The sequence below is a fragment of the Sulfitobacter guttiformis genome, from assembly GCF_003610455.1.
GTDB classification, from domain to species: domain Bacteria; phylum Pseudomonadota; class Alphaproteobacteria; order Rhodobacterales; family Rhodobacteraceae; genus Sulfitobacter; species Sulfitobacter guttiformis.
Window position 1 is genome coordinate 1 of sequence record NZ_RAQK01000005.1, and the last position, 4,504, is coordinate 4,504.

Consider the following 4,504-nt stretch of genomic DNA (forward strand, 5'->3'; position numbering starts at 1 on the left):
CTGATCATGATACGCTTTTTGATACCCCTGAAACGGTCTCACGCGACCCCCAATGAGACGGTGTGAGACCCCATGAGTTACACCCTTGGAACGGCTGCAAAAGCCACTGGAAAAAGTAAAACCACAATCCAGCGCGCTATCTCAAAAGGCACTATATCTGCACATAAAGAGAAGAATGGCCGATATTCCATCGACCCTTCCGAGCTGCACCGCGTCTTCCCTATGGTGTCCACTGATACCGTCGCGCAGGGGTCTCAAGTGGACACTTCGCGACCCCCAGATGAGACCCCCCTTCAAGTGAAGGTAGAAGCATTGGAAGCGATGTTGGAACGAGAGCGCGAAGCACTGGCAGAAATGCGGTCAGATAGAGACGCTTGGAAGCAACAAGCTAGGGCACTTTTGAGCGCACCAGAAAGCAAACGCCGTAGATGGTGGCCCTTCCGATAACATAGCCGTCAAAGTGCCATAAACCTTCAACAACTCAATCTGTTTTGAACGGGGTTTGTGGCAGCGGGAAACAGGCCGCTTTCAAGAGATGCCAATATCGAGGGTTTTTGGCGCGATCCTAAGATCGGTAGTGCGGACTTTCGTGCCATTCGCTGCGGACGCGAAAGTCTGGATGGTGCTGCCGCAGCAGCATCCGTTGAGGAGGTCGGGGACTTGGCCAAAACCGACAATTTCGACCAATATACTCGCTCCAGATACAAAATCTTGCCGACGACAAAATAGGTCATTTAAGCTGACCCAATATTCGGTTAGGCGTCGTTTTCCAGATCGAGGATTCCGCTCATGCTGTTCCAACTCGCCTATGTAAGTTTGTCACGGTTAAAGTTAGACGAAACCACTTTGTCTGACATCTTAGAAGCTTCTCAGCGAAACAATGCCAGAGACGAGATCACCGGCATTCTAATGTACCATGATGATATGTTTTTCCAAGTGCTGGAGGGTGATCGGTCCGCAGTTGAAAACTGCTATTACGAGCGGATTAGCCATGACCCTCGTCACGAAAGCTTATCACTCATGTGGACTGATGCGGTCAAGAGTCGAACATTTTCGGACTGGGCGATGGGGTATGTGGGACCAGATGAAATTGGCCAATACACACAGAACAGCTTTCAGTCCTTGTCCTGTCTAAAGAGCGACGAAGCTGTGGCCGCGAATACCAACGGGATAGCATTGGAACTTGCCCGATTGATGTTCTTGGATTTCAAAAAGCGCGTTTGATCGAGGAAATTTGACCGGACAGGCTACTTAGGTGGCATCGCTTATCACGCATGCCTGTAGGCTGGCACCGGCAAAACTTTTCTCGGTCCCGCTCGGTAGTTTGGGCTCAAAGCGGCCCTTCGCTGCGCTTGCATCACTGCCCCAGAAACCACCCTTTTTGAACGGTCTAAGAAGGCTGATAGCCAACCTCTTTCTGGTGGCGCACTGCAACGACCAGAGCCACGTCCTGCTGCAAGCGATAGAGCGCAACATAGCCACTGGCGCCAAAGCTGATCGGCCACTCCTGAAACTCTGGGTCCATGTCATCGACGGGACGGCCGACATCTGGATGGTCCGCAACGATCTGCATCCCGTCACGGATCGCACCTGCCGCACGTCTGGCGGCATCAGGGTTTTTCTCGGCAAGAAAACGGTAGAGGCGCTGAACATCTGCCAGCGCCTCGGGCGACCAGATCAGTTGTGGCACTCAGGCGGCTCCTGATCGTCACCAGCGGCAAGCTGGGCCAGCCAAGCATCCGCTTCGGCATGCGTCACGTGCAGCCCGGTCTCCTGATAGGCGTTCCAGGCGCGGATACCGTCCTGGCGAAATGCTTCGCGTTTTTCCTCGCGCTCGACGTATTGGGCAATCGCCTCGCGCATCATCCAATGCGGGGATCTGTCCCGCGCTTCGGCAAGAACTTTCACGCGGCTGTGGACGTCTTCGTCCAGTTTAACGGCAATGGGCGTTGGCATGGCTTTTCCTCCATAGGTATCACCTTATAATACCCATAGAGTAAAACCATTACCAGAGCTTATCTGGGCAGGTATTACACGCCGCGTTCAGCCATGCGCTTCAGCTCGTCAGAAATCTTCAACTCTAGGGCAGCCCTGCGACCTCTGGCCATAAGGTCAGCCTCGTCTGCAAAATCCAGAATAAACCCCGCGAGATGCCTCATCTCCATCAGGTCTTCTTCTGCAAATGGCAGTGGCTGTCCTTGGTTTTTGGCATCGTTCATTCGCTTGGCGATCTGGGTCACGTTGTTGCCGACCTTGTTCAGCGCCCCCTTCATGGACAGCAGCGCCTCGGCCAGCTCTGCATCGGGCATAGCCATGCCGTTGGTATTCCGGATCACGTTGCGCAGCGCTTCGCTGCGGTTACGGATGCCCGCCTCTTTCAGCTTGGCATCGAACTGGGCAAGGTCCGCAGGTGAGACACGACACACGATCACTTCGGTCCTGCTGCCCCTCTCGATCTGAATGTCCCGCATGAGCTGCGCACAGCGATAAACCGTGCGCACAGTGACGCCGTATTCGCGGGCAAGCATCTGCGGGCGGACGCCCTCTCTGACTTTCTTGGCGATGGATTGGCGGGTTGTGTGATCAAGTTTACGGGTCATTTGTCACAAATGTCATACGTTGCTATTTCCTGCCACCCTCACACAAGCCAAAACACCTCTTTTTTGCTGGCCGTGTAAAAATCGCCTCATCGGAGAACGGCAAAGACCGTGATGGCCTCTGGTGTCCTAGGTGCAGATGTGAAGGGGTGTTGCAGTTGCAGGATATGCGCAATGTTAACCAAAATTGCATTTTGGCCTCCGCGCGGTGTTTTTTGGTTCGCCCAGAACAGCACGTTTCAGGCAATCAGGGCTTCCGCTGCTGGGTCCATCTTGAAGCGCAGAAACACACTCCCACCCCCGACTTGTGACTTTCGGTATTCCTCGGAGATTGCTTGGTGCCAATTTTAGGGCCGTAGAAGCGCATCTCTGTCCGAAGGCTTAATTACTAACGCCAACCTTCCATAGCTCTCTACGACGCGCTCTAGCGGCTCCTGTGACGCTTTCAGAGCCACTTCCTGCCCTTCCCCTGTTCTCTGTTGCCAGACGGGCTGTTTTGGGCCTTTGCATATTCTAAGAAATTCCACCGCCTGACCACTTGCAGCGGCGGAGCCGCAGGGGGCGAAGTTGGGGAAAACCGTTCAACAAGCGCCAAAACCAATCCAAATTTTTATCCAAAAGGAACGCAGTTCCCTTATTTCTATAGGTTTCTTATTTCAGGGGCTTGTAACCTTATGAAAATAAACATGGAATCAGATTAGGAAACACTTTTCGGGACCTTAAACACACCTTTCGGGACTCTTAAACACACCTTTCGGGACTTCTAACACTTATTGACCACTAAGAAAGTGTTAGTTAGAGGTTTGGTATGGGATATGCAGTGAACAGCGCAGAGACAAGCAGCCATGACCCCGCCCAACTGACTAAGGCGGGCGAGCTGGCCGATGGCCAATACAGCGAGCGGGCTTTACGCAACCCGCCGAGTTTGCAGGCGCTCAAGTTGCAAGATGTGCTGATGAAGAACGCGGGCGGCAAGATCGCCGATGATAAGTGGCACGAGCTGCCGCTGGCCACCTTCAAACAGGTGAAGGGATTTCGTAATCTGACCCATGAAGACGTGGTGCGGCTCTTTGAGGAGCTGCGCAGCGTGACCATGCGCCATGTGAACAATGCAGAGGGACACACCGCCATTTATGGCCTGATCGCCGTGGGCCGTGTGGACATGGACGAGGGCAACGGCAAGTTGCGCTACAAGTTCGATGATGAGTTTCGCAAAATCGTCGAGCAATCGAATCTCTACGCCATTCTGGACTATCGCGCCGGCCTCGCCATGTCCTCGCGCTACGCCCATCGTCTGCATGAGATGATCTCATTCCGCGCAGCTCGTGAAAGACAAATGGAACGCTTCACGGTCGAAGAGCTTCGCGCTCGTCTTGGTGTCCAGACAGGCAGGCTCGCGACATGGACTGCCTTCAAGCAAAAGGCGCTCGATGCCGCCATTGATGAGGTTAACCAATCGAGCCGCTTTCGTGTCAGCTATCGGATCACGAAGCGCGAGCGCCGCAAGACCGCAGAAGTCGAATTGGCATGGGAAGTCAAAGAGGCCCTCGAAGACGCCAAGAAGGAACAGGAGGCCCACTCGGTTGCCCGTAAGGGCAGACGGGCCGAAGCCAAGGTGCGGTTGTCCTTCCCTGAAACCGGCAGCGTCAAATACACCGATCCGTGGGAGCAGCTGGCTCGCGATAATTCAAACTGGGATCACGGCAAGATTGCGGATGCGTTCCGATCGTTCTGCTCTCAAAAGGGGATCAAGCTGGGTGCGAAGAACATCGAAACGGTGTTTGTGAACTTCTGCAAAAGCCAGAAAAGGGTCTGATCATGATACGCTTTTTGATACCCCTGAAACGGTCTCACGCGACCCCCAATGAGACGGTGTGAGACCCCATGAGTTACACCCTTGGAACGGC

At 54.0% G+C, this 4,504-nt stretch carries 6 protein-coding genes; 3 read left to right on the plus strand and 3 right to left on the minus strand.

Features of this window, described 5'->3' with window-relative positions; genetic code table 11:
* Positions 1-72: 72 nt before the first annotated feature.
* Together C8N30_RS20000 and C8N30_RS19125 are read left to right on the plus strand one after the other, a co-directional pair.
* On the plus strand, positions 73-447 hold the full coding sequence (locus tag C8N30_RS20000) for a helix-turn-helix domain-containing protein (protein ID WP_025060876.1): 375 nt from the start codon (positions 73-75) through the stop codon (positions 445-447).
* A 342-nt stretch (positions 448-789) separates the two neighbouring features.
* Entirely contained in the window at positions 790-1,224 is a 435-nt protein-coding gene (locus C8N30_RS19125; protein ID WP_015063193.1) for a BLUF domain-containing protein, read from the plus strand.
* Between the two features lie 166 nt (positions 1,225-1,390).
* Here C8N30_RS19125 and C8N30_RS19130 read toward each other — a convergent pair whose 3' ends face one another.
* The 3 genes from C8N30_RS19130 to C8N30_RS19465 form a co-directional block, all read right to left on the minus strand.
* Complete coding sequence (locus C8N30_RS19130) at positions 1,391-1,690, minus strand: type II toxin-antitoxin system RelE/ParE family toxin (protein ID WP_015063194.1); 300 nt, start codon at positions 1,688-1,690, stop codon at positions 1,391-1,393.
* Complete coding sequence (locus C8N30_RS19135; protein WP_015063195.1) at positions 1,678-1,956, minus strand: CopG family ribbon-helix-helix protein; 279 nt, start codon at positions 1,954-1,956, stop codon at positions 1,678-1,680. The genes C8N30_RS19130 and C8N30_RS19135 overlap by 13 nt, the downstream gene beginning before the upstream one ends.
* A 74-nt stretch (positions 1,957-2,030) precedes the next feature.
* Complete coding sequence (locus C8N30_RS19465) at positions 2,031-2,600, minus strand: mobilization protein (protein ID WP_015063196.1); 570 nt, start codon at positions 2,598-2,600, stop codon at positions 2,031-2,033.
* An 805-nt stretch (positions 2,601-3,405) separates the two neighbouring features.
* On the opposite strand from C8N30_RS19465, the gene C8N30_RS19145 reads away from it, so the two are divergent.
* Positions 3,406-4,413, plus strand: coding sequence for a replication initiation protein (locus C8N30_RS19145; RefSeq protein ID WP_015063192.1), 1,008 nt, complete (start codon positions 3,406-3,408; stop codon positions 4,411-4,413).
* Positions 4,414-4,504: the final 91 nt, after the last annotated feature.